Annotated in this window: 17 protein-coding genes; 10 read left to right on the top strand and 7 right to left on the bottom strand. The window is 73.7% G+C overall.

Annotated features, from left to right (window positions below; genetic code table 11):
* Positions 1–60: 60 nt before the first annotated feature.
* A complete protein-coding gene (locus tag NLX94_RS29875; RefSeq protein ID WP_250742946.1) occupies positions 61–420 on the bottom strand; it encodes a metalloregulator ArsR/SmtB family transcription factor in 360 nt (119 codons plus the stop codon).
* A 138-nt stretch (positions 421–558) separates the two neighbouring features.
* Between NLX94_RS29875 and NLX94_RS29870 the strand changes: the two genes are divergently transcribed.
* The 6 genes from NLX94_RS29870 (at position 559) to NLX94_RS29845 (ending at position 10,475) form a co-directional block, all read left to right on the top strand.
* Complete coding sequence (locus NLX94_RS29870) at positions 559–1,824, top strand: MFS transporter (RefSeq protein WP_254386222.1); 1,266 nt, start codon at positions 559–561, stop codon at positions 1,822–1,824.
* Between the two features lie 169 nt (positions 1,825–1,993).
* Positions 1,994–3,388, top strand: a complete 1,395-nt coding sequence (locus NLX94_RS29865; RefSeq protein ID WP_254386221.1) for a DUF11 domain-containing protein — start codon at positions 1,994–1,996, stop codon at positions 3,386–3,388.
* Complete coding sequence (locus tag NLX94_RS39465) at positions 3,385–5,514, top strand: hypothetical protein (RefSeq protein ID WP_254386220.1); 2,130 nt, start codon at positions 3,385–3,387, stop codon at positions 5,512–5,514. Before NLX94_RS29865 ends, NLX94_RS39465 begins: the two co-directional genes overlap by 4 nt.
* A 104-nt stretch (positions 5,515–5,618) precedes the next feature.
* Positions 5,619–7,709: a DUF11 domain-containing protein gene (locus tag NLX94_RS29855; RefSeq protein WP_254386219.1), complete on the top strand. Its 2,091-nt coding sequence runs from the start codon at positions 5,619–5,621 to the stop codon at positions 7,707–7,709.
* A gap of 234 nt (positions 7,710–7,943) precedes the next feature.
* Complete coding sequence (locus tag NLX94_RS29850; RefSeq protein ID WP_254386259.1) at positions 7,944–8,342, top strand: hypothetical protein; 399 nt, start codon at positions 7,944–7,946, stop codon at positions 8,340–8,342.
* Between the two features lie 168 nt (positions 8,343–8,510).
* Positions 8,511–10,475, top strand: coding sequence for an NAD-binding lipoprotein (locus NLX94_RS29845; RefSeq protein WP_254386218.1), 1,965 nt, complete (start codon positions 8,511–8,513; stop codon positions 10,473–10,475).
* A gap of 25 nt (positions 10,476–10,500) precedes the next feature.
* On the opposite strand, the gene NLX94_RS29840 is transcribed toward NLX94_RS29845, so the two are convergent.
* A complete protein-coding gene (locus tag NLX94_RS29840; RefSeq protein ID WP_254386217.1) occupies positions 10,501–12,498 on the bottom strand; it encodes an NAD(P)/FAD-dependent oxidoreductase in 1,998 nt (665 codons plus the stop codon).
* A 144-nt stretch (positions 12,499–12,642) separates the two neighbouring features.
* A complete protein-coding gene (locus tag NLX94_RS29835) occupies positions 12,643–13,269 on the bottom strand; it encodes a TetR/AcrR family transcriptional regulator (RefSeq protein WP_254386216.1) in 627 nt (208 codons plus the stop codon).
* Between the two features lie 144 nt (positions 13,270–13,413).
* Between NLX94_RS29835 and NLX94_RS29830 the strand changes: the two genes are divergently transcribed.
* Positions 13,414–14,820: an MFS transporter gene (locus tag NLX94_RS29830; protein ID WP_254386215.1), complete on the top strand. Its 1,407-nt coding sequence runs from the start codon at positions 13,414–13,416 to the stop codon at positions 14,818–14,820.
* Between the two features lie 75 nt (positions 14,821–14,895).
* Here the strand turns inward: NLX94_RS29830 and NLX94_RS29825 are convergent, their stop codons facing one another.
* Positions 14,896–16,158, bottom strand: a complete 1,263-nt coding sequence (locus NLX94_RS29825; RefSeq protein WP_254386214.1) for a sensor histidine kinase — start codon at positions 16,156–16,158, stop codon at positions 14,896–14,898.
* Positions 16,159–16,389: 231 nt separating this feature from the next.
* Here NLX94_RS29825 and NLX94_RS29820 point away from each other — a divergent pair, with 231 nt between their 5' ends.
* The 3 genes from NLX94_RS29820 to NLX94_RS29810 all read left to right on the top strand — a co-directional run bounded on the left by NLX94_RS29820 (position 16,390) and on the right by NLX94_RS29810 (position 20,498).
* Positions 16,390–16,968 (top strand): heme-binding protein, encoded by a 579-nt coding sequence (locus NLX94_RS29820; protein ID WP_254386213.1) that lies wholly within the window; start codon positions 16,390–16,392, stop codon positions 16,966–16,968.
* Positions 16,969–17,085: 117 nt separating this feature from the next.
* Entirely contained in the window at positions 17,086–17,697 is a 612-nt protein-coding gene (locus NLX94_RS29815) for an ankyrin repeat domain-containing protein (RefSeq protein ID WP_254386212.1), read from the top strand.
* Between the two features lie 416 nt (positions 17,698–18,113).
* Complete coding sequence (locus NLX94_RS29810; protein ID WP_254386211.1) at positions 18,114–20,498, top strand: proprotein convertase P-domain-containing protein; 2,385 nt, start codon at positions 18,114–18,116, stop codon at positions 20,496–20,498.
* 84 nt (positions 20,499–20,582) lie between these two features.
* Here NLX94_RS29810 and NLX94_RS29805 read toward each other — a convergent pair whose 3' ends face one another.
* The 3 genes from NLX94_RS29805 to NLX94_RS29795 form a co-directional block, all read right to left on the bottom strand.
* A complete protein-coding gene (locus tag NLX94_RS29805; RefSeq protein ID WP_254386210.1) occupies positions 20,583–21,359 on the bottom strand; it encodes a hypothetical protein in 777 nt (258 codons plus the stop codon).
* Positions 21,360–21,709: 350 nt separating this feature from the next.
* Positions 21,710–23,320, bottom strand: coding sequence for a PQQ-binding-like beta-propeller repeat protein (locus NLX94_RS29800; protein WP_254386209.1), 1,611 nt, complete (start codon positions 23,318–23,320; stop codon positions 21,710–21,712).
* A gap of 68 nt (positions 23,321–23,388) precedes the next feature.
* Positions 23,389–24,372: a superoxide dismutase gene (locus NLX94_RS29795; protein ID WP_254386208.1), complete on the bottom strand. Its 984-nt coding sequence runs from the start codon at positions 24,370–24,372 to the stop codon at positions 23,389–23,391.
* Positions 24,373–24,427 lie beyond the last annotated feature (55 nt).

Genomic DNA, 24,427 nt, shown 5'->3' with positions numbered 1-24,427 from the left:
TCCGATGAATCCGACGCCGGTGACGACTCCCGCGAGGGCGTTGGGCGCGCCGTCGCGGGGTCAGTTGTGCGGGGCCGTTCCGCTGACCCGGTGGTCGGCGTGGCTGAGGGCTTCCAGGACGAGTCGGCGCAGATGCCCGTCGCGCAGGCTGTAGTGGATGCGCCGGCCCTCGCGGCGGGTGTCCACGAGGCCCGCCAGCCGCAGTTTCGCCAGGTGCTGGCTCACCGCGGTCCTCGACGCGTCGCACCGCTCGGCGAGCGAGCCGACGTCCGACTCCTCCCGGGCGAGCAGCCACAGGAGGTGCAGCCGGGTGACGTCGGACAGCATCGCGAAGACCTCGGTCGCCTCGATGAGGCGCGCCCTGTCGGGATCCCGTAGGTGCGCATCGGGTGCAGGTGGCTGGGGTTCGCGAGCGGGCATACCCCACAGAGTAGGTCGCTCCGGGGAGGGCCGGGACGGGGCAAGGGCGGGGCCGCGGTCCACCAGACATGTGCGCAGGTGCGCACGTGTGGATACATTGGAGCCCCGCACCCACCACCCGGCCCGGAGGGGGATCGCATGCCGAGCGTGCTGCGCGACCGCACCTACCGCCGCCTGTTCGGCGCCCAGGTCATCGCCCTGTCCGGCACCGGCCTGGCCACCGTGGCCCTAGGCCTGCTCGCGTACGACCTCGCGGGCGCGGAGGCGGGCTCGGTGCTCGGCACGGCGCTCGCGATCAAGATGGTGGCGTACGTGGTCATCGCGCCGGCGATCGCTCCGGTCGCCGACCGGCTGCCGCGCCGGGCGCTCCTGGCCGGATCCGATCTGGTCCGGGCGGGGATCGCGCTCTGCCTGCCCCTCGTGAGCCAGGTGTGGCAGGTCTACGTCCTGATCTTCCTGCTGCAGACCGCCTCGGCCGCCTTCACCCCGGCCTTCCAGGCCCTGATCCCCGAGGTCCTGCCGGAGGAGCGCGACTACACGCGGGCCCTGTCCCTGTCCCGGCTCGCCTACGACCTGGAGAGCCTCTTCAGTCCCGCGCTCGCGGCCGCGCTGCTGTCGATGGCCACCTACGACCGGCTGTTCCTCGGCACGGCGGCCGGCTTCCTCGCCTCGTCCGCGCTCGTGGTGTCCGCCGCCCTGCCCCGGCGGGCGCGGGCCTCCGCCGGGAGCGGGCCGGGCGCGTACGCCCGGGCCACCGCGGGGGCGCGGCTGTTCCTGGCCACCCCGCAGCTGCGTTCCCTGCTGGCGATGAACCTCGCGGTCGCGGCCGCCGGAGCCGTGGTCACGGTCAACTCGGTCGTGTACGTACGGGAGTTCCTGGGGCTGTCCGCCGGGTGGGTCGCCCTCGCCCTCGGCGCCTACGGGGCCGGCTCAATGGCCGTGGCGCTGGCCCTGCCGCGGATCCTGGAGAACCGCCCGGACCGGCGGGTGATGCTGACCGGAGCCCTACTGCTCCCCGCGGCGTTCGGCGCCCTCGGCGTCATCACCTCGGCGGACAGCGGCGGTTGGCGCCGGCCCGCGCTGCTGGGCACGTGGGCGGTGTTCGGGGCGGCGTGCTCGATGGTGCTCACGCCCGCCGGCCGGGTGCTGCGGCGGGCCGCGCCGGAGGGGGACCGGACGGCGGTGTTCGCCGCCCAGTTCTCCCTGTCGCACGCCGCCTGGCTGCTGACCTATCCGCTCGCGGGCTGGGCCGGGGCGAAGGCCGGGCTCGGCTGGGCCACGGCGCTCCTGGGCGCCGTCGCCCTCGCCGCCGCGGCCGTCGCCGCCCACCAGTGGCCGTCCGGGGCGGGACGCCGGCGCGGCCACCACCCCGTCGCGGAGGGACTGCACGCCGCCCGCGGCTGAGCCGGGACCGGGCGGGGGCGTACGGCCCACGACGTACGGCCGACGGGCTGAATTCGATCACCCATTGGTCAGAAGAGAGCGAATCAGCCGTCCCCTTCCTGCCTATTTGTGTGAATAGATCACCACACTGGTCCTCCTTGGGCGAGTCCTCTTCCCCGAAGGGCAGCCGATGCGACGTGTCGTGAGAAGCCGCGCCGACGGCCCGTACCGGCCCCGGCGCACGGTGGCCGCGCTCTCCGCGCTGGCGGCCTGCTGCTTCCTCTCCGCGGCGCCCTCCGCGGCATCGGCCCCGCCGGACCCCGGCGCCGCCCCGTCCGGATCCCCGGAGCCCGCGGCGTCCGCCGCTACGGTGGCTCCCGCCGCCGGTACGGGGCAGCCGCCCCCCGGAGCGGGACCCTCCGGCGACGCGGAGCAGGCGCAGGGAGCCGACGTCGGAGCCGACGCCCCCGCCCCCTCGCGGCAGCTCGGGGAGAGCGCGGATCTCGCGGTGTCGGGCACCGTGCGGCCGACGGCGGCCGCCGACCGGGAGGGCCCTGAGAGCCGGGAGAACCCCGTCGCGGCGGCAGTGGAGACCTTCGACTACGTCGTGACGGTGACCAACCGGGGACCCTCCACCGCCCGGCAGGTCCGCGTCACCGACCGGCTGCCGCTCTCCCTCGAATTCGTCTCCTCCCGCGACGGCTGCACCGCCGGCGCCGGGACGGTGGTGTGCGGACCGCTGGCCACGCTGGCGGTCGGCGCCTCGCACGCGTGGGTGATCACCGTACGGCTCGCCGCGGGCTACCGCGGGGACGGTACGGACATCGTCAACGAAGCGGTCGTCGACTCGGCGACGTCCGACCCGGACTCCCGGAACAACACCTCCTCCCTGACCGGACTGGAGATTCCGCCCAGCGCGCGGACTGCGGACCTCTCGCTCCGCAAGACGGCGCTGCTCGCGAAGGGGCGCGAACACGTCCGGCCGGGCGACAAGTTCACGTACCTGATCACGGTCCGCAACGAGGGCCCGGCCACGGCGCGGCAGGTCCGGGTCACCGACCTGCTCCCCTCCTCGCTGGCCCTGCTCTCCTCACCCGACGACTGCGCCGTCGCGAAGGACGGGGACCGGCTGGTGACCTGTCCGCCGCTGGACCGCCTGGCGGCCGGGGCGACGGCCGAGTACCGGATCACGGTGCGTGCCGTCACCGGGGACCGGGCGGCGCGGCCGCCGACCGGCCGGTGCACGCCCATCGAGAACATCGCCCGCGTCACCACGGCGAGCTTCGACCCCGACCTCTCCGACAACGCCAACCGGCCGGGGACCACGGGGCCGGGCGGCGGCCGGCTGTGTCTGGTGGACGAGGGGCGCGAGAGCCGGCCCGATGGACACGGCGGTCGAGAGGACGGCCACCACGGCCGCGACGACCATCACGGCAACCACCCCGACGGCCGGGAGCAGCACGGCGACCACGGCAACCTGGCCGACTCCGGGACCACGGTCCCGGCCTGGCTGCTGTGGACCTCCACCGGGCTGGTGGCCTGCGGGGCCGCGCTGCGGGCGGCGTTCCGGGTGCGGCGCCCGTGACCGGCGGACGGCCCCGTACGACGGCGCCCCGGGGTGCCCGGTGGTGGCGCAGGGCCGCCACCGCCCTGCTGTGCACCACGGCACTGGCCCTGCCCGGGGCCCTCGCCGCCCCCGTGACGGCCGCCCCGGCAGACGGCCCCCGTCCCCGCGCGCTCGCCTTCCCCGTCAACGAGACCTTCGACAGCTCGACCAACCTGGGCAGCACGAGCGGCCACGCGAGCTATCCGGAAGGTGGCGGCTGGCTGCGGCTGACGTCCGCGAGCTCCACCCAGGCCGGCACCTGGAAGCTGAAGGACTCCTTCCCCTCCACCCTCGGCATCATCGCCGAGTTCGGCTACGCCACGTACGGGGGAACCGCCTTCGAGGGCAAGCGGGGTGACGGGCTGTCGTTCTACCTGGTCGACGGAGCCGCGGCGGACGGTACGGGCCCTTCCGGCGGGGCCCTCGGCTACGCCTGCTCGGGCGCGGCGGACGTCTGCGCCGCCTCGGGCGTACCGGGCGCGTACCTCGGCATCGGGCTGGACGAGTTCGGCAACTTCTCCTCGAACTCGGTGGGAGTCGGCGGCCCGGGCCCCCAGCCCAACAAGATCGTGGTGCGCGGCGGAGGCAACGGCAGGACGGGATACCGCTACGCCACGGCCGCCGACGGGCCGGGCAGGACAGTGGAGACCGGCAGCCGCGCCAAGGAGCGCACGGTGCGCGTCTCCCTCCTGCCCAGCGGTACGAAGATGCTCCTCTCGGTGTCCTCGGACAGCGGCCCCGGCACGGCCATGACCGCGCTGATCACGGACTTCGACGTCACGGGCATCAGCGGCCAGCCGAAGCTGCCCGCCACCTTGAAGGTGGGGTTCTCCGGGAGCACCGGCGGCGCGACGAACGTGCACGAGATCAACCGCCTCCAGATCAACGTCCCGGCCGACCTGAGCATCACGAAGACGGGCTCCCCCGCGACCGTGCCCGCCGGCGGCGGACCGGTGACCTACACCCTGGCCGTCTCCAACAGCCAGGCCAACGAGGTGACCGGCGCCGCCGTGCGCGACACCGTGCCCGGGCTGACCGACGTGACCTGGACCTGCCGCGCCGGCACCGGCGGGACCTGCGGACGGGCCTCCGGCAGCGGGAACGCCCTGGACACCACGGCCGATTTCCTGCGGGGCGGCTCCGTCACCTACACCGTCACCGGTACGGCCCCGGCGCAGCCCGTCTCCCTGTCCAACACGGCCACCGTGACCGCCCCGGCGGACCGTACCGACACCAATCCGGCGGACAACAGCTCCACGGCGGCGCCCACGGTGGTGACGGCGCGGGCCGACGTCGCCGCGGAGAAGGAGGGGGCCGGCTCCGGACCGGTGGTCCCGGGGCAGGAGTTCGCGTACCGGATCACCGCACGGAACCTGGGACCCTCCCACACGAGCGCCGTCCAGATGTCCGACACCCTGCCGGCTCCGCTGCGGTTCGTCTCCTCCGCCGACGGGTGCACGGCCTCGGGCCAGCAGCTGTCCTGCCCGGTCCGCGAGCAGCTGAGCGCCGGTACGAGCACCTCGTGGACCGTACGCGTCCGGCTGGACCCGGCCTACCAGGGGGACGGCTCGGACCTCGGGAACGTGGCGTCGGTCCGGCACGCCGTCACCGATCCGCGGTCCGCGAACGACACCAGCGCGGCCGCCGCTCCGCCGGGCGGGGTGGCGGCCGCCCAGGCCGACCTCTCGCTGGTCAAGGCCGCCGAGAGCCGCTCCCCCGTGGCCCCCGGGGAGACCTTCGCGTACACGGTGACCGTACGCAACGCCGGGCCGTCGGTGGCCCGGAAGGTCACGGTCGCCGACCCGCTGCCGGCGGGGCTCGCGTTCGTCTCGTCGGCCGGGGGCTGCACCGCCGCCGGCCGGGACGTCACCTGCGGGACGGCGGCGACGCTGGACCCGGGCGGGGTCCGGTCGTGGACCTTCACCGTGCGCCTGGACCCGGCGTACACCGGTGACGGGACGGGCCCGCGGAACACCGCGACCGCCCGCTCGGACACGGCCGACCCGAACCCGCTCGACAACAGCGGCTCCGCCGGTGTGCCCGGCGGGCGCACCGGCCCGCCGACCGCCGACATCGAGCTCACCAAGCGCGCCGCGGCGGGCTGACGGGCCGCCGCCCCGGCCGCCCCCCCCTCTCCCGTCCTCCTCCCCCGAACTCCCGTACAGCGCCCTGTACGGTCCTCTCCCGCACGAAACGGAAACGATGCGCGATGACGACGACACCAGGCCGGCGGCCGGCGGTGCGGGCCCTGGCTCCGCTGCTCTGCGCCGCGGCCCTGTGGGCCGGTACGGTCCCCGGGGCCGCCGCCCTGCCCGGCGGAGGGCCCAGGATCGAGGTGACGGCACAGCGGGCCAAGGCCCCCGGTGACCTGATCACCTACACGCTGACCGCGCGGAACAAGGGCCCGTCGGTGGCCCGGAAGGTCACCGCCACGGACAAGCTCCCCACCGGGATCTCCTTCGTGGGCTCCTCCGACGGCTGCACCGCCGTCGGCCAGACCGTCACCTGCGGGCCCGAACCGCAGCTGTCCGCCGGGGAGACCAAGAGCTGGAGCTTCCAGGCCCGGCTGAGCCCCTCGTACCAGGGCGACGGTTCCGATCTCGGCAACAGCGCCACGGGCAGCTCCGAGGCCACCGATCCCGATCCCGCCAACAACAAGCCGGATCCGGTGCTGCCGCCCGGGCCGTTCGATCCCGTGTCGGACCTGGCCACCGTCAAGACCCCGCTGGGCGCGGGGCCGACGGTCCCGGGCCAGGAGTACGAGTACGAGGTCCGTACGACCAACAAGGGCCCCTCCGACGCGCGCAACGTCGTGGTGACCGATGCCCTGCCCACCGGGCTGGCCTTCGTCTCCTCCGCCGACCCGTGCGCGGCGTCCGGGCAGACCGTCACCTGCGGACCGCTGGCCCGGCTCGTCCCCGGCGGCGAGGTGGCGTGGACCTTCAAGGTGAAGCTGGACGCCGCCTACTCCGGTGACGGCACCGACCTGCGCAACACGGCCACCTCCGCCTCCGCGTCCAAGGATCCTGAGCCCGCCGACAACACCTCGCGCGCCGTGCTGCCGCCGGGCGGGGTCACCGCGCCGCAGGCCGACGTCTGGACGACCAAACGGCCGGCCGACAACACCCCCGTCGCCCCCGGTCAGACCTTCGAGTACGTGGTGGCCGCGACCAACGACGGCCCGTCCCGGGCGCTGGGCACCACCGTCACCGACAAGCTGCCCGCGCAGCTCGCCTTCGTCTCCTCCCCCGACGGCTGCTCGGTCACCGACGGTACGGTCAGCTGCGGCCCCGTCGCCGTACTGGAGCCCTCGGGGTCGCGGACCTGGCGGTTCACCGTCCGCCTGGACAGCGGCTACACGGGCAACGGGTCCGACATCCGCAACACGGCGACCGCCACCTCGCGGACCGCGGACCCCAAGCCGGACAACAACACGAGCAGCCCGGCCGGCCTGCCCGGCAGCACCGTCAACAAGCCGACCGCGGACCTGGAAGTGGTCAAGGAGGCCGTCGGCACCAAGCCGCCGGTGCCGGGCGAGACCTTCGACTACCGGATCCGGGTCTCCAACAACGGCCCGTCGGCCGACGCCTTCAACGTCAAGCTCACCGACGAGCTCCCCGCGGGCCTCTCGTACGTGAGGTCCTCCCCGGCCGGATGCACCGTCGCCGGACAGCTGGTGGCGTGCAAGCGCACCAGCCCGCTCAGGGTCGGCGAGACGGTCGAGTACCTGCTCACCGTCAAGGTGGATCCCGCCTACGCCGGAGACGGCAGCGACCTGAAGAACACCGCCCAGGTGACGGCCGACAACATCGACCCGGCGAGCGGCAACGACAAGAGCACCGCGACCGTCCCCGGCGGGCGCGTCACGGAACCCGCGGCCGACCTCGCGATCGCCAAGAAGCCCGTCCAGACCAGCCCGGTGGCACCGGGCGAGACCTTCGACTACGCGCTGACCGTCACCAACAACGGCCCCTCCCAGGCCGGGCAGATCACGGTCTCCGACACGCTGCCGACCGCGCTGAGCTTCGTATCGGGCGATGCCACCTGCTCCTCGGGGCGGACCGTCACCTGCGGCCCGCTGCCCCGGCTGGCGCCCGGAGCCTCGATGACCTGGGTGATCAAGGTGAAGCTGGACCCGGAGTACACCGGGAACGGCTCCGACATCCGCAACACCGCCACCGTCGACTCCCTGACCCGCGACCCCGAGCCCGCGAACAACACGAGCGCGGCCGCCGGCCCGCCCGGGGGCACGGTCAAGGACCCGACGGCCGACCTGGAGGTGGGCAAGACGACCCCCTGACCCCGCGCTCCCACGGGGGGGCCGGCCGGGCACCCCGCCCCGCCGGCCCTCCGGCGTCCGCACGGCCGCACCCGGGCCTTCCCGCAGATTCACCCGAATGGCGGCGCTCGGATGTCCCCGTCCTCCCCCGCCGCGGACCCTGGGCAGAGCGCAGGACCCTCGGCGTCCCGCCCGACGAAGGAGCCTCCCGTGGCACAGGCAACGCCCCCCAGCAGGGCCCCCAACAGCGGCTATATGAGCAACGAGAATCCGTGGGCGGCGAGCGGCGCCGTGTTCGCCGCCGTGCTGATGCTCGTGGAAGGCGTGCTCGGCATCCTGAAGGGGATCGTCGGCATCGCGAACGACGACGTCTACGCGCGCGTCGGCGACTACACCTTCAAGTTCGACGTCACCGCGTGGGGCTGGATCCACCTGCTCCTGGGCATCGTGCTCGTGGTCGTGGGCGCGGGCATCCTCAAGGGCGCGTCCTGGGCCAGGGCCACGGGTGTGGTGATCGTCGCGCTGGACATCATCCTCAACTTCCTGTGGCTGCCCTACACCCCGCTCTGGGGCCTCATCTCGATCGCCATCGGCGTCTTCATCATCTGGGCGCTCTGCACGGACAAGAGTTCCCCCCGCTCCACCGCCTCCTGAACGGGCACCGGGCGTCCTTCCCGACGGGAAGGGCGCCCGCGGCGCGTTCATACCTCTGAGTGAGGTCGGTGAAGATCGCGGGGGTCGGGGGCCGGCATCTGTCTAGGGTGGCTCCCGGCGGCGGGCAGCCGCTCCGATCGGCGCGTCGACTCATGTACGGGAGCCCGTGTGACGCAGCAGCACACGACGTCACTGCGGCTTCGTCTCCGGTACCGCTTCGACCATCTGGTCTCGGGCGGAACCACCGCGCTCATCGGCTGGCTCGCCCTCGCCTGCCTGGCCGTCGTCGTCCCGGCGAGCGCGGTCCTCGTCTGGTCCGACCGGGCCGCGCCGGCCACGCTCTCCGGCCGGCTCACCGCCGTGTGGGTCAGCGTCGGCCAGACCCTGAAGATCGGGGGCGCCGTCGGCTCCCCGCTGTACGTGCTGGCCTCCGTGTCCCTCGCCCTCGTGGCGCTGCTCTTCGTGTCGACGCTGGTCAGTCTGATCACCACGGGCATCAACCGGCGCATCATGGCGCTGCGCCTGGGCCACTCCACCGTGGTGGAGACGCGGCACACCGTCGTCCTGGGCTGGTCGGACCAGGTCTTCCCGGTGATCGGGGAGCTGGTGGCCGCGAACGCGAACCAGCGCCGGTCCGCCATCGCCGTGCTCGCCCCGCAGGACAAGGTGGGGATGGAGGAGGAGATCTCCACCCGCGTCGGCGACAGCGGCCGCACGCGGATCATCTGCCGCAACGGGAGCACCACGGATCCCGCGGAGCTGTGCCGGGTGAGTCCGCGCACCGCGAAGGCGGTGCTGGTGCTGCCTCCCACCGGGGACGGCGGTGACGCCCACGTGGTGAAGACGCTCCTCGCCCTGGACGCGGCCGTCCCCCGGTCCGGCGCGGGGGAAGCGGTGGTGGTCGCCGCCGTCCGCGACTCCCGCAACCACGTCACCGCCCGGCTCGCCGCCGGGCCGGCCGGGCACGTCCTGTGCGTCGACGACATCGTCGCCCGGCTGCTGGTCCAGACGGCCCGGCAGCCCGGACTCTCGCTCGTCTACTCGGAGTTGCTGGATTTCGCGGGGGACGAGTTCTATCCGGTCGCCGCCGGGGACCTCGCGGGGCGGGCCTTCGGCGAGGCGCTGTTCTCGTTCGCCACGTCCTCGGCGGTCGGCCTGCTGCACGCCGACGGGAGCGTCACCCTCAATCCCGGCCGGGGAGCGGTGATCGGCGCGGCCGACCGGATCATCGTCATCTCCCGGGACGACGACACGGCCGTACGGGAGGACCCGGCCCGCCTCGCCGCCCTCGTGGAGGAGGATGCGCTCGTGTCGGCCGGGCCCCGGCCCGCAGCGGTCGAACGTCTCCTCCTGCTCGGCTGGAACCGCCGGGCCCCGCTCGTCATCGAGCAGCTCGACCAGTACGTGAGCCCGGGGACGACCCTGGACGTCGTGGCGCGCGGGCCGTACGCGGCCACGTACGCCGCCCGGGCCGTCACGGCCGGGCGGACCCGCCTCGACGTCTCCCTCCACACCGGCGACATCACCGACCCGCTCACCCTGGCCAAGCTGGACGTGCCCTCGTACGACGGCGTGATCGTGATCGGTGAGCCGGAGGAGGCGGCGGGCGCGGCGGTGACGGGTTCGCGGGAAGGAACGGAGGCGGTACCCGACGCCGGGGCCGAGGCCGGGGCGGACGACAGGACGCTGGTCGCCCTGCTGCACCTGCGGGCCATCGGGGACGCCGCACGGCGGGAACTCGTCCTCACCACCGAGATGTCCGACGACCGCAACCGGCTCCTCGCGCCCGCCCGGGGCGGCGCGGACTTCATCGTGAGCGGCAGGCTGATCAGCCTGCTGATGACGCAGATCTCGGAGAGCCCCTACCTCGCCGCGGTCTTCGAGGAGTTGTTCACGGCGGAGGGGCACGAGTTCCACCTCAGGCCGGCCGCGGACTACGTCCGGGCCGGCCGTGAGGTCTCCTTCGCCACCGCCGTCGAGTCGGCGCGGCGGCGCGGGGAGTGCGCGGTCGGGTACCGGCTGCGCACGCGGAGCGCCTCGGCCCCCGACCACGGGGTGCGGATCAACCCCGACAAGCGGCAGCGGATCCGCTTCTCCGACGAGGACTGGCTGATCGTCCTCGCCGAGAGCTGACGGTCGTACGCGCCCGGGGCGGCCGCTACGCGGTGTGCACCTCCAGGGCGGTCCGTACCGCCGATTCCAGGGCCCCTTCGATCCACGCGGGCTTGATGGAGGTGTGGCAGCCGGCGAAGTGCAGGGCGCCCTCGGCCCTGCGGACGTCGGGGAAGAGCTCGGTGTGCTGGCCGGGCAGCAGGACGGAGGCCTCGCCGTACGCGTAGGGGTCGCGCATCCAGGACTGGGTGCGGCCGACTCCGGTGTAGAACACCTCGATGCGCTGGCCGAACACCTCCTGAACTCCGGCGAGGGCGCGCGGGTAGCGCTCCTCGTCGTCCAGGGAGTCCCACTTCAGGGCGTCGTCCGACCAGCTGTAGGAGGCCAGGACGACTCCGCCGGCGCTGCCCTCGACGGGGTAGGAGGGCTGGAACATGAAGCGGTTGGGGTTGTCCGTGGCCGAGCCGCCGCCGATGACCCCGGCCGCCTCGGGCTGGTCGCGGGTGACGGCGCGGCTGGCGGCGTAGTGGGCGCGCTGGGCGTCGGAGATGTGGCCGTCGGGCACGGAGGGGTGGGCGCCGAGCAGGGCCCCGTCGGCGGGGGTCTTCGCGACCTGGTAGCTCCGGTAGAGGCCGGGCTTCATCGCCTCCAGCTCGCGCTTCCAGTCGGCCTCGTCGAACTCCCACCAGCGGCGGCTGAATTCGAGCAGCACCTTGGTGGCGGCGTCGTAGTGCAGCTCGGTGATGGCGCGCCGCTTGCCGTACGAGAGCGCCGGGGTGACGGGGATGTGGCGCAGCCCCGAGAAGGGGACGGTGATGACGGCGGTGTCCGCGGTGAAGGTCTCGCGGCGCACGGGGGCGCCGCCGCGGCCCTCGGAGACGGTCTCCACGGTGACCCCGCCCTCGCCGTGGGTGATGCGGGTGGCGCGGCGGTCGAGCCGTACGAGGTCCTTGACGCGGGCGTACATGGCGTCGGCCAGGGTGGCGGTGCCGCCGGGCAGTTCGTAGAAGGCCGTGTCGGGGCTGATCAGCGAGGCGCCGATGAAGCTGTGCACGAAGGCGAGGTGCAGGCGGGAGGTGAGGTTCTCGACGGTGCCGATCAGGTCGATGGTCCGCACGTCCAGCCCGGCCTCCTCCGTCAGGAAGCGGTACATCGACATGTGGCCGTAGCGCTGGATGACGCGCGCCCAGCCCTCGACGAGCTCCTTGTCCTTCTTGCCCTCGATCTCCCCCCGCACGGGGGCGAAGGCGTCGCGGACGATCTGCGAGGCGGGCACCGACTCGTACGCCTCGGGCACCCCGAAGGAACGATTGAGCACCTGCGGGGCGCGTGCGTAGTCGGCCCGGCGGACCCGGATGCCGTTGACGTAGATCCACGTCCGGTATGCCGGGCGGCCGGCCCCGTCCACGTCGACGAGGTGGAAGCGCCGGCGCTTGAGCCCGAGACCGTCCATGAGGCCGGTGACCAGCGGGTGGCTGTCGGGGATGCGCATCGCGCCGGCCTCGGCGTACTGCTTCGGGTCGGCGAAGGGCCGCGCGGCGTTCTCGTGGCCGCCGGTGCGGAAGGTCTTGATCCGGCCGCCGACCCGGTTGCCGTTGGCCTCGATGACGGTGACCCGGTGGCCGGCTTCGCGCAGGAGGTGCGCGGCGGTGAGGCCGGCCGGCCCGGCGCCGATGATCAGCACCTTCTTCCGGGGGCGGCCCGAGCGGGGCAGGCCGTTCTTCAGGAGGATGTCGGCGTAGCGCGGTACGAGCGGCTGGTCCTCGTCGTCCCGTACGAGGATGGCCCGCGCGACCGTCAGGCAGGCTTCCCAGTCGGCGACCGCGGCGCCGGGGACGGCCTGCGAGGTCTCGGCGGAGGTGACGGCGACCGTCAGCCCGCCGGCCGCGGCGACGGCGGCCGCGCCGGCGCCCGCGATGACGGTCCGGCGGGAGGGCCGGAGCGGGGGGCGGGGGGAGGGTCCGTCGGAGGGCGCCGGTACGCGGTCGCCGGGGGTTCCGGAAGGCTCGGGGGTTCCGGAGTTGGCATCGGGATCCATGATCATGACCCCACCTTCGCCGCCCTTCCGGGCCCGGCCGCCCAGAATGCGGCCGCGCGGCCAAGGACCACCCGGACGTGCGTCGGGCGCGGCCCGGTGCTGACGAACTGGGTTTCGTACGGGCGCTCCTGGGGGTCCGCCAGCAGGGGTTCAGGAGGGGTCGGGGGCCCGCAGGACGGCCGAGAGCGTGCGGTCCAGGATGTCGGGGACCTCCTTGACCTTGAGGTGCCGCGCGTCGGCCTCGGCGCCCGCCGCGTGCAGCAGGCTGTAGAAGGTGGTGACCAGCCAGGCGAGCGGGAGATCGGTACGGAACACCCCCTCCGCCTGGCCGCGGACCAGGACCCGTTCCACGCGCGCGAGCACCCTCTCGTGGTGCGCACGGCGGCGGGCCGGGGTGATGACCCCCTCGGAGGCGGCGAGCAGGAACGCGTGCCGCTCCAGGATCCGCCAGCCGGACCGGACCAGGCGGGAGAAGGCCTCGTCCGCCGGACCCTCGTCGAGCCCCTGGGCCTGGAGGGCGGCGTCCGCCTCTCCGACGGAGTGGTCGAGCACCGCGTCGACCAGGGCCTCGCGGGAGGGGAAGTGCGCGTACAGCGTGACCCGGCTGACCCCGGCCGCACTGGCGACGGCGGTCAGGCTCACGTGGGGATCCTGCCGGAAGCAGTCGATCGCGGCGGTGACGATGGCCGCGATGCTCCGCTCCGCGTCCGCCCTGCGGCGGGGTTCCCCCCGGCCTGCTGCGGAGGTGCTGCGTGCTGAGCGGGGCGGCGTGGACATGGGTGGGAGCGTATGCCACCCCGCTCCCACCGTGCACGTCAACCAGTTCTTCTGACGGACCATCAAATTGAACAGTGCTGTACAAAATAGCGGCGGTCCGCCTACGGTAACCCTGACAGCACTGTTCAACTTAAGGAGCAAGCGGTGAATCTGGAACGCAGGTGGCTGGTCCTCGCGCTGCTGTGCACGGCACAGTTCATGCTCATCGTCGACGTCACCGTGGTGAACGTCGCCCTGCCCACCATCAGCGGCGAACTGGCACTGAGCGCGAGTGCCTCCACCTGGGTCGTCACTGCGTACACGCTCTTCTTCGGCAGCCTGCTGCTGCTGGGCGGCCGGCTCGGCGACCTGCTCGGCCGCCGCCGGATGTTCATGGTCGGCCTCGCCCTCTTCACCGCGGCCTCGCTGGCCGCCGGACTGGCCGGGAGCGCCGGCGTCCTGATCACCGCCAGGGCCGTTCAGGGCATCGGCGCGGCCGTCATGTCGCCCGCGGCCATGGCTCTGATCACGACGGTGTTCCGGGGACCCGAGCGCAACCGGGCGCTCGGGGTCTGGGCCGCGATCGGCGCCACCGGAGCGGCCTCCGGCGTCCTGCTGGGCGGGGTCCTGGTGTCCGGACCGGGCTGGGAGTCCATCTTCTTCGTCAACGTGCCCATCGGCCTCGCCGTCCTGGTGGCGGTCCCCGCCCTCGTCAAGGAGACGACGGCCGCCGGGCACGGCGCCGCCCCCGCCGGGTTCGACCTGCCGGGCGCGCTGACGATGACGGCCACCCCGGCCCTGCTCATCTACGGCCTGTCCCGGGCCCGGGAGGACGGGTTCGGCGACACCGGCGCGTGGCTCCCGCTGCTGGGCGCGCTCGTCGGAGCCGCGCTGTTCGTCGTCGCGGAACGCTCGGCCGCCGCGCCCCTGGTGCGGCTCCCGTTCCTGGCCCGGCGCTCGCTCATCGGCGGCTGCCTGCTGATGCTCGCCGCGTCCGGCGTCCTGATCTCGGCGTTCTTCCTCTGCTCGCTCTACCTCCAGCACGTCCTCGGCTTCAGTGCGCTGCGCACCGGCCTGACCTTCCTGCCGGCCGCCCTGGCCACCCTCGTCGGCGCGCACCTCGGCGCGCAGGCCGTGGCGCGGCTGGGCTGGCGGGCGACCGCCGGCGGCGGGATGGCGGCCGCGGTGGCCGGGGCGCTGCTGCTGACCGGCCTGGAGCGGGACGGCAACGCGTGGACCCAGCTCATGCCGGGCTTCGTACTGCTCTCGTTCGGGCTGGGCGTCGGCTTCGTCTGCGCCATCACCGGCTCCCTGCACGGCGTCGGGCACGAGGACGCCGGACTGGGCTCCGGCGTGGTCAACACCTGCCACGAGCTGGGCGCGTCCCTGGGCATCGCCGTGGTCGCGGCGGTGGCCGGCGGGAGCCTCGAGGCCGCCACCCCGTCGCCCGACGGCTTCGGCGGCGCCTTCGCCGCCTGTGCGGTCATCGCCGCCGCTGCGGCCGCGGCCGGCCTGGCGCTGCTGCCCGGGGGGCGGCCCGACCCCTCGGCCGGTCCGGTGTTCGCCCACTGAAGCGGCGTACGCCCACGGGAATGGCGTACGCCCGCTGGTATGGCGTACGCCCACGGGAAGGGCGTACGCCGCTCCTCAGGGGCCGGGGGCGGGGACGGGGACGGCGGCCGTCAGGACGGCGCCCTCTCCCGGCGCCGACTCGATGGTCAGGGTCCCGCCGAGCTGGCGTATGCGGGCCCGTATGGCCGGGACTCCGTGTCCGCGCAGGCCGGACGGGGTGTCGGGGAGGCCGGCGGGGTCGAACCCCCGCCCGTTGTCGGCCACATCGAGGACGACCTGGTCGTCGAGCCGGGTCAGGGTGAGCGCGGCGGCGGTGGCGCCGGAGTGCTCCCGTACGTTGGCCAGCGCGCCCTGGGCGATGCGCAGCAGCGCGGACTGCACGCGTTCGGGCAGCGGGGCGGTCCGCCCGCCCGCGTCGATGTGGACGCGCACCGCGAGTCCGGCACCGGACTCCCGCTCGGCGAGGGCGTGCAGCGCGGCATCGAGGCCGCCGCCGTGGGCGAGGTCGGCAGGGGCGAGGTCGTGCACGAAACGGCGGGCCTCGGCGAGGTTGAGCTCGGCGATGGAGGTGGCGGCGCGGACGTGGCCGCGGGCCTTGGCCGGGTCGGTGTCCCAGGTGCGGTCGGCGGCCTGGAGCAGCATCTGCTGGCTGGACAGTCCCTGGGCGAGCGTGTCGTGGATCTCCATGGACAGCCGCTGGCGTTCGGCGAGGGTGCCCGCGCGGCGCTCGGTGGCGGCCAGCTCGCGGCGGGTGCGGACGAGGTCGTCGATCAGGGCGTGCTGGCGGGCCGCCTGCCTCTGCATGTGGAGGAAGACGGCGGTGGTGAGCGCCGAGACGGCGGCCGGGCCGATCACCAGGTCGAGGTTGAAGCGGGGGGCCAGCGCCAGCTGAGCGAAGATCACGAAGAGCGTGAGGAACCCGACGAGGACGTACGCGGAAACCGGCGGCAGGGTGCGCAGCACCGAGTAGAAGAGGGGAACCGCCACCCACGCGAAGCTGGGCGCGAGGAGGACGAGGACGGCCCACACGGTGACGACCGCGCCCAGCCAGGCCAGCACGGGCGCCGGAGGCCAGGGCGCGCGGCCGCGGGCCGGGGGTGCCTTGACCGCCACGGCGGGGCCGAGCAGGTAGAGGGCGGCGAGCACCACGGCGAGGGCGATCACCCAGGGGGCGCGGGCCTCCTGGGTGTGCCGCTGGACGAAACGCAGCATCGAGGTGCCGATCAGCACGAAGAACGTGACGCGCATGACCAGCGCGAGGCGCCGGTCGTCCGGATCGGCGGCGGGGAGGCCGGTGCCGGAGTCCGGGCCTGAGGGGCCACTGGGGTCGGGCCGCATGCACACCTCTTGCCGTAGGGTCCCTGAACTGGACAAACAGTCACATTGTCGCCGAGCGGGACGACGCCGGGGTAAACCGATCGGATGACCCGCGTGTCCCCCCTCCTGCCTTCCGTACGCAGCCGGGACGACGACGGGCCGGGGCCGCCGGCGGGCCCAGGATGGATGTCAGAGCGGGCCGCCGGAACCGGACGGGCCCCCACCCCTCATCTCAACCAGGAGCTGGCACACATGAAGCAGGTCAAGAAGGTCTCCGAGCGCACCCGTACGATCACCGGCGGCGCCCTGATCGCGGCCCTCGCCCTCGGCGGCTTCGGCGCCTACGCCGCCAGCGCCGCCCCGGCCCCGGCCAACCAGGCCCCCGCCGCCCAGGCCGAGGCGAAGACGGACGCCAAGAACAAGAACACGACGCAGTCCACCCACCTGACCATCGACGCCGCCACGAAGGCCGCCCAGACGGCGCTCGACGCGGCCGCGAAGGAGAACCAGCGCGTCACCGTCGCCGTGGTGGACCGCAACGGCAACACCATCGTCACGCTGCGCGGCGACGGCGCCGGCCCGCAGTCCTACGAGGCCGCCCAGCGCAAGGCCTACACCGCCGTGTCCTGGAACGCCCCCACCTCCGTGCTGGCCGGCCGCCTCGCCCAGAACCCGACCCTGAAGGACATCCCCGGCACCCTCTTCCTCGGCGGCGGCGCCCCCGTCACCTCGAAGAACGCCCCGATCGCGGGCATCGGCGTCGCGGGTGCGCCCTCCGGCGACCTGGACGAGAAGTTCGCCCAGGCCGGCGTGGCGGCACTGAACAAGTAGACGCCGCACCGGCAACCCGCCCGGGGCGTACGGTGCGGACAGGGAACAGGACACCCCGCCCGCACCGCCCGGCCCGCGCGCGCCAGGCGCCCGACCCCCTTCCCGAGGAGCACCGCCATGCCCCGTGCCACCACGCCCCCTGCCGACCGAGCGCTGCTGGCCGCCGCCGGCGAAGGCGATGCCGATGCCGTGAGCGCGGCGCTCGCCGCCGGCGCGGACATCGAGGCGCGCGACGGGCACCTGCGCACCCCGCTCCTGCTCGCCGCCCTCGCCGACCACGTGGCGGTGGCGGAGGTGCTCGTCGCCGCCGGCGCGGACCCGGACGCCCAGGACGACCGTGACGACAGCCCCTGGCTGGTCACCGGAGTCACCGGCAGCGTCCGCATGATGCGCACCCTGCTCCCGTCCGGCCCCGATCTCACCCGGCGCAATCGCTTCGGCGGCATCGCCCTGATCCCGGCCGCCGAACGCGGTCACGTCGACTACGTACGGGCCCTGCTCCGGGAGACCGACATCGACGTCGACCACGTCAACCGGCTCGGCTGGACCGCACTGCTCGAAGCGGTCATCCTCGGCGACGGCGGCCGGGCGCACCAGGAGATCGTGGAACTGCTCATCACCGCCGGCGCCGCCCCGCACCTCCCGGACGGCGAGGGCGTGACCGCCCTCGAACACGCGGAACGCCGCGGATTCACCGACATCGCCGGCCTGCTCAGGGCCGTACGGTAGGCCCGCGCCCGCCCACGCGCCGGCTCTGCCCCCGCCGGCGCACCTCGGTCAGCGAGAGGAGCAGATCGAGCACCGGCCCGTACATCAGGTCCGGTCCGATTCCGGGCCGGCACCGCGTGGGGCCCGGCGCCATGGCCGCCTCGGCCTCGAACGCCCGCCCTCAGCAGGGCGGGCCTGCCCATTCCTGACACGCTGCCGATGCGCGCCCGCGGCCACTCTGTCCTGTGCAGGACATGTCGATTCCAGGACACCCGAGACCTCTGGAGGACCCCCCTCACCTGCGGCAATCTAGGTCGAGCAACACACGCCACCGCCCCGCCGGCCATGAACTTGCGGGCCTCATAGGCGAGTTGCTGCTTCTCACCTATTTGCCGCCGCGGCACCGCCCGCTCGGTGCCTACTTCCTGGAGCCTGCCGTGAAGAGATCTGCTGTGGCCGTCGCGATGGCCGCGGGCCTGGTGCTCGGTGCGCTGCCCGCGGGCCTGGTGCCCCTGGTCGGGGCGGCCACGGCGGCCGCCGAAGAGGTCCCCGTGGACCCGGCGCTGGAGGCCGGGACCCAGGGCGGCGGCACGGTCCGGGTGAACGTGGTGACGCAGAACCGCTCCGACGTGGCCGGGGCCGCCGCGGCGGGCGAGACGGAGGTGGCGTACGACCAGCTGCCGATGGTCACCCTCACCGTGGACCAGGCGGGGCTCACCGCGCTCCGCTCCAACCCGGACGTCGTGAGCGTGACGGAGGACGTCCCGGTTCCCCCGATGCTGGACGGCTCGACGGGCCGGATCGGCGCGGACAAGGCGTTCGCCGCCGGCGGCACCGGGGCGGGCACCGCGGTCGCGGTGATCGACACCGGTGTCGCGAAGAGCCATCCCTTCCTGAGCGGCCGGGTGACGGCCGAGGCCTGCTTCTCGGTCAACGACGAGGCGCGCGGCGCGACCAGCCTCTGCCCGAACGGCGGGGAGTTCCAGGAGGGCGCGGGCAGCGCCGACGCCGACGCCGGTGGTTGCGCGGAACTAGGCGCGGCCTGCTCGCACGGCACCCACGTGGCGGGCATAGCCGCCGGCAACGGGACCGGCCTGAGCGGCGCCCCGAAGCGCGGGGTGGCCCCGGGCGCGAACATCGTGGCGATGCAGGTGTTCTCCCGCGTCAACAACGACGCCTACTGCGGCCCGGGCAAGAGCCCTTGCGTGCTGAGCTTCACCAGCTCGCAGATCAAGGCGCTGGAGAAGGTGCACGGGCTGAAGCAGTCCGGCATGGACATCGTGGCAGCCAACATGTCGCTGGGCGCGGGCCGTTTGACCACGGCCTGCACCGGCGACCCCCGCAGCTCCGTGATCGACAGCCTGTACGCGGTGGGTGTGGCGACGGTGGTCGCCGCCGGCAACAACGGCTTCGGCGACGCGGTCAACGCCCCCGGCTGCGTCCCGTCGGCGGTGACGGTCGGCGCGACGACCAATGACGACCAGGTGGCCACCTTCAGCAACCGCGGTCCGCTGCTGGACCTGATGGCTCCCGGCGCGGCCGTGGTGTCCTCGGTCCCCGGCGGCGGCTACGGGGCGAAGAGCGGCACCTCGATGGCGGCCCCGCACGTGGCGGGCGCCCTGGCGGTGCTGCGCCAGAAGTACCCGGCGCAGAGCATCGGGAACCTGGTGGCGATGCTGGGCAGCTCCGGTACGCCGATCACGTACACCGGGGCCGTCACTCCCCGGATCGACCTCGGCAAGGCCGTCGTCGGTACGCCCGCCCCGGAGCCGGCGCCGGCCCCGCGGCCGCGTCCCTCCCTGGTCTCCGACGACACCGACCGGGCCATCCCGGACCCGGGCACCGTGGAGGCCCCGCTGACCGTCACCGGGGTTCCCGGCAACGCGCCCAAGGCGCTCCGGGTCGAGCTGGAGGGCACCCACCCCTGGCGCGGCGACCTCAAGATCGACCTGGTGGCCCCCGACGGGAAGCTGTACCGCCTGAAGTCCGCCTCCGGCACCGAAGGGGCCGGCGCGCTCGGCGGCTTCACCGTCGACGCCTCCGCCTCCCCCGCCTCCGGTACCTGGAAGCTCCAGGTCGAGGACACCTCGGCCGGCTCCGCGGGCACCCTCCTCGGCTGGTCGCTGGACTTCCCCACGCCCTTCGCCATGACCGGCAACCTCAGCATCCCGGACGGTGGCGCGGTCACCAACGCCCTCACGGTGGCCGGCATCGGCGGAAAGGCCCCGGCCGCCCTCCAGGTCGCGGTGGAACTCACCCACGAGTGGCGCGGCGACGTCCTGATCGACCTGCTCTCCCCGGACGGCCGGACCTACCCGCTGCGTTCGACCTCCACCGCCACCACCGAGGACGGCGGCGTGCTCCGCGAGACCTACGGGGTGGACGCCTCCGCCTCGCCCGCCGACGGCACCTGGACCCTGAAGGTCTCCGACCCGTCGACCGGCGCCGTCGGCACCCTCAACGCCTGGTCGATGACGTTCCCCGCGTACGAGGTGCAGACCCCGCACTCGGTCCCCGACCCGGGCACCGTCGAGGTCCCGGTCACCGTCACCGGCATCGCGGGCAACGCGCCGAAGAACCTCCAGGTGTACGTGCACGCCACCCACGCCTGGCGCGGTGACCTGGACGTCCACCTGGTCGCCCCGGACGGCAAGGTCTACATGGTCAAGGACGCCGCGGAGAACGAGGGCGAGGGCGTCATCCAGCAGGTCTACACGGTGGACGCCTCCGCCTCCCCGGCGAGCGGCGTGTGGAAGCTCCGCGTCGAGGACATCTCGGGCGGCTCCGCCGGCACCCTCGACCACTGGACCCTGAAGTTCTGACCGGCCCCTCACGTACCACTCCCGAACACGCGGCCCCCAGCATCCCCCGCTGGGGGCCGCGCCCTTTCCGCCTTCCGCGGGGGGCTACTTGTCGAGGGGGTCCGGTACCGGGTCGCCGGAGAGGCGGACCGTGCTGAGGATCCGCATGACCAGGTCCTCGCGGACGGCTCCCGGGACGCCCGAGCGGCCGTAGAAGTCCCAGGCGACGAAGTCGCCCTTGGAATTCTTGAAGCCGAAGGCGATCGCCCAGCCGTCCCCCGCGCACTTGTGGTCCTTCTTGGCGCCCTCGGTGCGGGCCTTCACGTAACTCCCCTTGACCCCGGCCTTCGTCGTGTAAGCCACGGGCTCGTCCCACTTGACGACCTCCTTGTCCGGGGATGCGAACGCGGAGTACGCCCAGGCCGTCGCCGTCTTCTCGGCGACCTCGTCGGTGGTCTTCGCGCCGTCGGCGCCCTTGGTACCGGTGGACGCGAGCGCGATGTCGTTGACGTAGCCGTCGCCGTTGGCGTCCAGGCTGCACCACTTCTTCTTGAAGAAGGCGGGCGCGGTGTGCCCGATCGCCGGCTTGTCGGGGTCCTTGTCGTCCGAGAACCCGCTGAAGATCTGCGGCTCCAGGACCTCCCAGTCCGGCGGTACGTCGAAGGCGGTGCCGTGCTTCGGATTCACCACGGCCTTCCAGCCCTTGACCGTCGGCCGCACGCTGCCCGGAGCACCCGGGGACGCGGAGCCCGACGGGGATCCGGAGGCGGGTGCGGGGGAAGCCGGCCCCCCGGCGCCGTCCGCCCTGTCGCCGTTCCGGAAGAGGACCGCGGCGGTCACCGCGACGGCCACCCCCGCGGCCACCGTCACCGATATCGCCATGACGGCCTTGCGCCGGGGCGCGGAACGCGGCACCGGTCCGGGAGGCGGAGTCGGCGCGCCGGACGGGTACGCGTACTGGTACGGGTTCGGGTACGGGGACTGCTGGTGGGTACCGGGCGCGGCGCCCTGCCAAGGCTGGCCGGATGCACCAGGCCCGTAGGGTCCGGTCCGGGCGCCCTGCTGTCCGGGAACCGGCTGCCGGTAAGGGTTCTGCCTGCTCTGGTCCCCGTCGGGCGTCTGCTGTCCTGGCCACATGGCGCGCAACGATAGGGCGGTGGCCGCCGCTCGTCACGCTTCGGGGGCGGGGAGTGCGCGGATCCGGCCACCCTTCCCGCCCGGGGTCCCGCGGCCTACTTCCCGAAGGACAGCAGGGAGTGGTCCACCTTCTTCGACTCCGGGCTGCGGACGGTCCCGTTGAGCAGGAAGATCCGCCCCTCGACCCAGGCCAGCCGGACGCTGGAGGGGTAGAAGGCGGATTCGGGCCCCTTGGCGATCTTCGGGCTCTGCAGGAACACCTCGGGCGGGCCGCCGCCCGCCGGGATGGCCGCCATCGCCGCGGACAGGCCCTTGCCCGTGTCCACGTAGACGACGACCTTCCCCTCCTCGACGGCCAGCGGGAACACGACGCGGCCGTCGGGTCCCTTCGTACGCCATTTCACCTGACCGGTGCCGAGGTCGACCGCGATCACCTCGTCCGGCTTGTCGACGTCCAGCGGGTACTTGGCGTCGGGTGTGCCGCCCGCGATGTAGAGGGTGTCCGCGTCGGCCACCGCCGCGTTGCAGGTGTGCAGGTCGCCGCTGCCGCTGCCCCAGCCGTTGCACCGCTTGCTGACCCCGAAGGCGGCATTGGTCTGCGAGCGGACCTTGCCGTCGGCGGCGAAGGCCGTGGTGTTCCAGACCTTCTCCTGCGTGTTGTAGGCGCTGACGACGAGCGGGTCCACGGACAGGATCTGGCCGAGGGTCCAGCCCTTCGCGTACTGGTGGCTCCACTTGGCAGCGCCGGTCGCCGGGTCGATCTCCTCGATCACCGACTGCCGGTCGGCCGTGTCCTGGCCGAAGCAGTCGCGTACGAGCACCAGCCGGGCGGCGCCGCCGCCGACCGTCGCGGGGGTGCAGCCGCTGCTCGGCGTACCGAAGAGCTTGTGCCCGTCGGTGACCGAGAAGCCGCTCACGACCGCGGCACGCGCCACCGCGACGGTGTCCCCCGAGATGGCCAGCCGCAACTCCTTGGCCTGGTCGAAGGCCTTCTCCTTCGGTATCTCCACCTTCCAGCCCGCCTGGCCCGTGGCGAGGTCGACCTGCTGGAGGTGGGTGCACTGGGAGGTCTCGCTGTCCTTCTCGCGGACCCCGACGACGATCTTCCCGTTCGGGGCGGGACTCTCCGGGACTCCGCACAGCGGCGTGTCGAGGGGAAGCTTCCACTTCTCCTTGCCGTCGGTCGCGGTGTAGGCGATGACCTCCTTGTACATCGCCTTGACCACGGCGTCGCCCACACGCCAGGGGCCGTGCTGCGAGGCACCGGAGCCGGCCAGTTCGGTCCGGTTCGACACCAGCCAGACCCGGCCCTCGCCCGGCTGGATCCCGGCGTTGGGATCGAAGACGAACGGCGGCCCGCCGGGGCCCTGGCCGTCTCCCTGGTCCACGGACGCGGATGCCGCGGGGGCGGCGGTGCCGCCGTCCCCGGCATCGCCGGAGCCGTCGCGCAGGAGGACGTACGAGCCGCCGCCGAGGGCGAGCAGGGCCGCGACCAGCACCGCCACCAGCACGCCGGTCCTGCCCCGCAGGCCGCGGCGGGGCGACCGCACGAAGTCCGCTGCCTGCACCGGCGGTTGCGCGTAGGGATTGCCCGGCACGGGCCCCGATCCGGGCTGTGGCATCCGGTAGACCGAGCCGTAGCCCGGCTGAACTGCCTGCGGTTGCCGATCGGGGCCCGGCAGTGCGTCGAAGTCGCGACGGGTCATGGCGTCAGTGTGGCTGGCGGGACGGCCGAACCGGGATGGTTTTCTGGCCTACTTCCCGTCACCGCGCCCTAGAGCGGCAGCGAGAGCGCCACCGCGTTGTACGGGAGGTCCGGCTCCGGGGCCTGCGGGAAGCGGGAGTTGGGCAGGTAGAGGCGGTTGCCGTGGATGGCGGCCGCGCACGGGGTCTCGAAGCGCGCGTCGGTGACCGTACGGGCCAGGCGGGCGTTGTGGCCCGTCGGGTCGAGGCGCAGGACCGCGAGGTCGTTCATACGGGGTGCGTACAGAGTGCGGCCGTGCACCAGGATGCCGTTGGTGGTGGGCAGCGTGACCCCGCCCAGGTCGGTCCTGCGGGCGACACCGGTCGCCGGATCCACCCGGAACAGGCTGCCGCCGTGCGCGTGGATGTTGACCACCAGGAGCGCGGAGCCGTCCGGGGTGGCCGCGATGCCCGTGGCGGTGAGCCCGTCCGAGGGGCCCTGGGTCCACTCGCCGCCGAGGCGCAGGGTCACCACCTCGTCGCGCGCCGGGAGCTCCCCGCGCGGGCCGAACGGCAGGGCGAACAGCTGCCCGCTGAAGGAGTCGGTGAACCAGGCGGCGCGCGGGGTGAGGACCACGTGGTCGACGAAGGTGTCGGCGTTGCCGACCTCGTACGTCTCGATGACCTTCCCGGTGATGCCGTCGAGCACGGTGATCAGCCGGCCCCAGCCGCCCGCGATGAAGACCCGCTGCCGCTCGTCCACCTGGAGCCCGACGGCGTAGTACCCCTCCCCCAGGCCGGCGTGGATCACCTTGCCCTGGCCGGTGAGCAGCGAGGCGCGGTAGACCGCCCCGCCGAGCAGGGAGCCGAAGTAGGCGTACGGCGCGGGGCCGATGCCGATGCCGGCCGGGTGGAAGCCGTTCGGCAGGTTCAGGACGTCGGGCCATGCGCCGCGCCGCCGGGGTGCGGCGGCGACCGCCGCGTGGCCGGCGCCCGCGGCGCCGAGCAGCACGGCGCCTCCCACCGCCGCCCCGGCCCCGAGGAACCTCCGTCGTGCCATTACCGTGCTGCGCATGCCGCCCCCTGTCAGTGTCGTTGTCCGCGGCAGTGTGGGTCGGCCCGCCTGAGTG

Source organism: Streptomyces sp. TBY4 (assembly GCF_024213195.1).
Lineage (GTDB): Bacteria > Actinomycetota > Actinomycetes > Streptomycetales > Streptomycetaceae > Streptomyces.
This window is presented reverse-complemented; position numbering and strand designations above follow the sequence as displayed.